This is a genomic window from uncultured Nevskia sp. (assembly GCF_903885465.1).
Lineage (GTDB): Bacteria > Pseudomonadota > Gammaproteobacteria > Nevskiales > Nevskiaceae > Nevskia.
The window spans coordinates 1-5,721 of record NZ_CAISIQ010000124.1; the positions used below are offsets into that span (position 1 = coordinate 1).

A 5,721-nucleotide genomic window follows, 5' to 3' on the forward strand; every position below is an offset into this window, starting at 1 on the left:
CAGTGCCAAGAACGGCTCGGGGTCCCACCCCCGAGCCGTTCGCTTTTCCGGACCTCGCAACAAACTGCTGCTGCAGGTCAGAAGATCATGGGAGTTCCTCCTATCAGGTGCGGTCGACGCCCTCGGGGTTTGAACTCATAGCGACCAGGCCATAGCGCCTGAATATCGTGCCCCAGCAAGTCGGCGATCTTGGTCGCGACCCGGTGGCAGGTCACACGTCCGCGAACCGTGTTGCTGACCACCGACTGCGTCACTCCCATCTCCCTAGCGATGTCGCTCTGCGTCAAGCCAAGTCGACGCAGGCGATAGGTGATCTCGATGGCATCCATCGCTGGCGTGACCGCTCGGTCAGGGGTAGCTATGCTGTGGTCAGGTATCACAATCAATTCTCGATTGAGTATCGAAAATATCCTATTGAGGAGCACCCTGCAACCATGAGCACGCTTGACGGTTTAGGTGCGCGCCTTTCAGAGTTGGTGCGGAGTACCGGCCTTTCCCAGCAGGACTTCGCCGAGCGGCTGGAAACCTCGCCCAGCTTCATCTCGGACATTGTTCGCGGCGTGAAACGACCGGGCTCTGAATTTCTGCACAAGGTCCGCGAGGCTTTCGGCGTCAGCATCGACTGGCTTTTGGACGGAAGCGGGGCGATGCGCGGCGGAAGGCCGATCGAGATCGATTCGTTCAAGCTGATTGCGGCCCAGATCGAATTGGCCCGGTTGGCGACGATCGACGGAGAGCCCAAAGCGTTGACGCTGCTGCGGCAACTCTGCAGTGCTGAAGAGGCGAAACCTATCTCCGCTGAACGCATGGGCGAGTTGCTTAAGCCGTATGCCAAAGCGTCCGACGAGACACTGCTTGCTGCGCTGATCTACAACAGCCATCTTTGGACGACGAATGCCGAGGAGCGAATCCGCGGGGGAATCAGCACTGCTTCAGCGTTCTTCGAATCGAAGCGGCCGCTCGACATTCTGAAAGCGGTGCTGGGCGCTGCAGGGGCCGATGCGGGAGCAGCTGACGCCGCAGCAACGGGTGTCCACCAAGTGAATATCGGCTCGCGCGTGCGCGCCGCTGCCGGCGATTACTACGAAGGGCGGAAACGACCTAAACGCGACTAGCCAGGAAACTAAACGATGAGCACGGAAGGCGTTCATACCACCCAGACCACGCTGGCAAACGATGCCCGTGTTGCCGGCCGAGACTTCTTCGAGCGTGTCGATGTCCGCCGCCTTGACGACTGGCTGGCGCTACAAGATGACGATCAACGCGACGCGATTTCTTTGCGTAACGAGGACGTTTTCATGAGGCGCTTCAAGATGGATCTACCGACGCCGTTGCGCGCCAAGTTACTTGAGATCAAGCGCTGCGGGAACCTCACCGATCGACGCATCCGGCACCTCCGGAATGCCGGGGTGCTTGTTCAGCGAGGCGACGCAGTCGAACTCGCACCCTCGGTGGTTGGTGAAATGGTCGGGTGGAGCTTCATGGTCATCTGCTTTCTGGTCGGAATGGCAATACTCGTTTCAGGAGCAAACGTACCGCTGGCAAATCACGCACTGGTCGCCTACCAGGTTCTCGGAATGGTGTCGTACGTCACCCTCGCGAAGCTCTGCCACTACACCTTCGTAGAGCCTAATCGAATCGCCCGCCAAGCCCTCAAGAGAATGGCTGCGTAAAAGCTGCGCCACTTCTCGCCCATGACGCGCGCCACTAACTGCTCATCACGGAGACTAGGCACCGCTTAAGAGGATGAGAATCCGCAGTCTTCTCAAATGACAAGGGAATGCTGGCGAGAATGTACCAAGGACCCATGTAGCGATCGAGGTCGACTGGTCCATCAGCGGTCACTGCCGCTTTATCCGGAGTTGATCCACATCCCGTGAGCACGGCGAGAGTCAACGCGGCGAGCATTAAAGTCATACATCGCGAAATTACATTCATGCCGACCTCCAAGTTCGTAGGCCGGCGAGTTTTTGGTCGCCGGCAGTTGTCGTGTCTCTTCAGCATCGCCTGTGCCCGCTTTCATAAATTCCTGTGCAGAACCGGCGATCGCAAGGGCCTTGAGGTCAATCGGAAAGCGCATGCAACCTCAGCAGATTGGATCCGTCGGGGCTGACTCGCAAAAAAGCGATTCGAGACATTTCAAGAGCCTCGAATCGTTTTGTTTCCGTCGAGACAGCACGAGGGTTTACACGCGGGGAGGATCAATATCGCGTTCGAAATGACGATGCTTGATGAGCGCGGCAATGAACTCCTGTGACGGATCCGCCTTCTTTTCAGGCTTAACGCCAGCCGCAAACAGCAGGCCCGGATCGGCGCTGCCGTCGGGCAGATCGGTTGGGATGCCGCTTGCCGTCAGCAGCTCGATCGCTTCGCCGATTACCAGCATCGGCTTGCAGTGTCGGTACTGGTCCTTGATGAACTCTTTGACGTGGCCGAGTGCCGCGAAGCTTGCCTGCGCCTTGTCGCCACCGGGCAGCACCACAGCGTCCCAAAGCACGCTTGGCGCCGACTCAGTGGTGATTTCGACGTGGATCGGATCGCCAGTTTCGGGCTGGACGGTGCCTAGCCGGGCACCGACAAAGCGGGGCGCGCCGCCGGCAGCGATCAGGGCTTTATATACGCTGCGCAGCGACACGGCATCGATACCGTCGCAGACCAGCAATGCCACCCGCTTGCCGGTGGCGCTCCCATCGCCGGGACGCGCGAACAAAGACAGCATTTCCGATCGTTCGATTTCCGGCTTGGCCGGCGATTCAAGCAATCGCGGCTGCGGTGACGGAACCGGAATTCCTAGACCAGTCGCCACACCTTGCACCAGGTCGTCAGCAACATTCGCCAGCAAGCCGAGAACGCGCTCGCGGATCGCCTGCACCTGCACGCGACTCAGTTCGAAGCGGAACGCCGCAACGATATGGTTCTTCTCGACCTGGCTCTGGCTGTTCCAAAACAGGGTTGCCTGGCTGTAGTGATCGGCAAATTTTTCCGGTTTGCCGCGCACCTTGTCCTCGAATACCTGTTCCTTTGCCGCATTCGAGAATGTCGTGAAGCCGCGCATGCCGGCCTGGAATGGGCAGCCACCGCCCAGGGAGTTCGGCTCGTAGGCCACCCGTCCACGCGGAATGGCCTGGCGGTGCATGCCGTCACGCTGGTTGTTGTGAACCTGTGCGATCGGTGAGTTGATCGGAAGCTCGTGAAAGTTGGGGCCGCCGAGGCGGCTCAGCTGCGTGTCCAGATACGAGTGATGACGGCCATGCAGCAGTGGGTCGTTGCTGAAATCAATGCCGGGCACGACGTTGGCGGTACCGAAGGCCACCTGTTCGGTCTCGGCGAAGAAGTTGTCCGGATTACGGTTCAAGACCATACGGCCGATCGGCACCACCGGCACCAGTTCTTCGGGTACGAGCTTGGTGGCATCAAGCACGTCGAAGCTGAAGGCGTCCGCCTGCTCCTCGGTGAAGGTCTGGATGCCCAGCTCCCATTCTGGGAACGAGCCGGCCTCGATGGCTTCCCAGAGGTCGCGGCGATGGAAGTCCGAATCCGCGCCATTGATCTTGACCGCCTCGTCCCAAACCACCGAATGAGTGCCCGCAATGGGATTCCAATGGAACTTGCAGAACACCGACTCACCTGCCGCGTTGACTAGGCGGAAGGTATGCACGCCAAAGCCTTGCATGGTCCGGTAGCTGCGCGGCAGTGCTCGGTCCGACATCACCCAGAGCAGCATGTGCGTCGACTCAGGCATCAGGCTCGCAAAATCCCAAAACGTGTCGTGAGCGCTCGCGGCCTGGGGAATCTGATTGTTCGGCTCCGGCTTCACGGCATGGATCAGATCCGGAAACTTCATCGCATCTTGTATGAAGAACACCGGCATGTTGTTTCCGACGATGTCCCAATTGCCCGCGTCGGTATAGAGCTTCACCGCGAAGCCACGCACGTCCCGCGCGAGATCTGCCGATCCACGCTCGCCGGCCACCGTCGAAAAGCGTACGAAAACTGGCGTGATCTTGCCGGCTTCGGCAAACGGTGCCGCCTTGGTCAACGCAGTGAGCGCTTCGTAGCACTCGAAATAGCCGTGAGCCGCGGAACCGCGTGCATGGACAATGCGCTCGGGAATGCGCTCGTGATCGAAATGGGTGAGCTTCTCTCTCAGCACGAAATCTTCGAGTAGGGTCGGGCCGCGTAGCCCCGCCTTCAGCGAATTCTGGTTGTCGCTTATGGCCGCACCCATGTTGGTGGTCAACGCCTGACCGCCGGAATCGACGCGTACACGATCGAGTGTGTCGATCGTCGCGTTGACACCTGCAGTGGCCGCACCGCCAGCCTTCGTAGAGGCGGTTGCTTCGGTAATGGTGCTCGCAGTGTCACCGGGATCATTTGGTTTCACGGGTTCGCCTGCAGTCGGCGCCAACGCGTTCGCCGCTCCGTACTCAGCTGCCTTCAGGGGGTTGAACGGTACCGCTTGTGCCAATGCCTGCGCGCCCGACTTCTGTAGGCCAATCTTCTTTTGCGATTCCGTGGTGTTTGCGGCAGGATCCGGCACTGCCGTAGAGGGAGCGGATACCGTCGCCAAGACACTGCTGACGGCTTCCTTCGTCGACGGCTGCAAGGGTGAAGCAAGTTTCTTTGTAGACTTGGCTTTGTTAGGAGTTCCAGTCTTCATAGGTTTCTCTCTCGTATGAGCCTTCTCCGGATTGGCGAAGGAGTCGATGGTTTTTATCGAGCTGCGGCTGTGACGAAACGAGGTAAGGGCGCCGAAAGCTCCTCATGACAGCGGTAGGCCGGTCACGACGATACTGCCGGGGCGTGGCCACTGTGCTGAAGCGCTCCGGGCGCAGCACGTCGCGCGCGTCCAGCAACGCGTCGATCTGCAATCGCGGCCATTGGCTGGCGTAGGTTTCGACGACGCCATTCTTCCAGGCAATCGAGCCGCTCAGCTCCGATAGCGCCTGTAGGGAAAATCCTGCTGCCGTCAGACAAGTAATTCGCTTCTCGACCACGCCAGGAAGCGCGCGGTACGGCGTTTCGTGGTACGCAATACAAGTACGTTGCTGCCGCTGCAGTGCGACCAGCGCCGCGTCCGAAACGGCGATGTGGTCGGGATGGTGGAGCCCTAGCGGAATGACCACGACGGCACCGTCGGCCTTCTCGAGAATCGATTCAAACTGCTCTTCCAGAGCCGCTTGGCGAGGCTGGCGCCCATATTGCCCATCGGCAAAATCGAGCCAAATCGGATCGGCGTCAAGCTTCTGGCAGGCGCATCCGTCTTCATAACGACGCGCTTCAATGGCTGCACCCGCTGAAGCAAACCCGCAATTGCGATCCCAATCAGTGCTGACGGTTAACGCATTAGGCGGCATGCCGGCAAACACGCTTACTACACGCGACCACGGATGATGCTGAAGCAGCCAAGCACAACTCAGTGCTGCGTCGTCCAGATGCGGAGAAATTACGAGCAGCTTCATCGTCTATGCCTAATTCAAAGCTAGCAATGCCGACGGATCGCAGGGCTCCGCGGACGGAGTGGCTGCATCCATGGCATCTACGATTTCGCGAATGAAAGCCCCAAAGCCACCGACGGCACGTGCCTCTGTGCGGGCGCTGGTTAACACCCGCGGCGCAGCACTCCAAGCCACGCGCGCGCCAGTTCGTAGCAAGGCATCGACCAGCGCCACGTCCTCTCCGGATCGCAGAGCCGGAAAGCCACCGGCACGTCGGTAGGCG

6 protein-coding genes and 1 pseudogene are annotated in these 5,721 nt (G+C 59.7%); 2 read left to right on the forward strand and 5 right to left on the reverse strand.

Features of this window, described 5'->3' with window-relative positions; translation table 11 throughout:
• Window positions 1–77: 77 nt before the first annotated feature.
• Window positions 78–329 (reverse strand): helix-turn-helix transcriptional regulator, encoded by a 252-nt coding sequence (locus QZY06_RS04545; protein WP_295680779.1) that lies wholly within the window; start codon window positions 327–329, stop codon window positions 78–80.
• A gap of 105 nt (window positions 330–434) precedes the next feature.
• Here QZY06_RS04545 and QZY06_RS04550 point away from each other — a divergent pair, with 105 nt between their 5' ends.
• Together QZY06_RS04550 and QZY06_RS04555 are read left to right on the forward strand one after the other, a co-directional pair.
• Window positions 435–1,115: a helix-turn-helix transcriptional regulator gene (locus tag QZY06_RS04550; protein ID WP_295680780.1), complete on the forward strand. Its 681-nt coding sequence runs from the start codon at window positions 435–437 to the stop codon at window positions 1,113–1,115.
• Between the two features lie 15 nt (window positions 1,116–1,130).
• Window positions 1,131–1,673, forward strand: a complete 543-nt coding sequence (locus QZY06_RS04555; RefSeq protein WP_295680782.1) for a hypothetical protein — start codon at window positions 1,131–1,133, stop codon at window positions 1,671–1,673.
• Window positions 1,674–1,852: 179 nt separating this feature from the next.
• Here the strand turns inward: QZY06_RS04555 and QZY06_RS04560 are convergent, their stop codons facing one another.
• The 4 genes and pseudogenes from QZY06_RS04560 to QZY06_RS22130 all read right to left on the reverse strand — a co-directional run.
• Window positions 1,853–2,080 (reverse strand): hypothetical protein, encoded by a 228-nt coding sequence (locus tag QZY06_RS04560; protein WP_295680785.1) that lies wholly within the window; start codon window positions 2,078–2,080, stop codon window positions 1,853–1,855.
• A 105-nt stretch (window positions 2,081–2,185) separates the two neighbouring features.
• Complete coding sequence (locus QZY06_RS04565; RefSeq protein ID WP_295680788.1) at window positions 2,186–4,660, reverse strand: catalase; 2,475 nt, start codon at window positions 4,658–4,660, stop codon at window positions 2,186–2,188.
• On the reverse strand, window positions 4,641–5,462 hold the full coding sequence (locus QZY06_RS04570; RefSeq protein ID WP_295680791.1) for a PIG-L family deacetylase: 822 nt from the start codon (window positions 5,460–5,462) through the stop codon (window positions 4,641–4,643). The genes QZY06_RS04565 and QZY06_RS04570 overlap by 20 nt, the downstream gene beginning before the upstream one ends.
• 9 nt (window positions 5,463–5,471) lie before the next feature.
• Window positions 5,472–5,721 (reverse strand): annotated as a pseudogene (locus QZY06_RS22130) (glycosyltransferase family 2 protein); the annotation flags it as partial.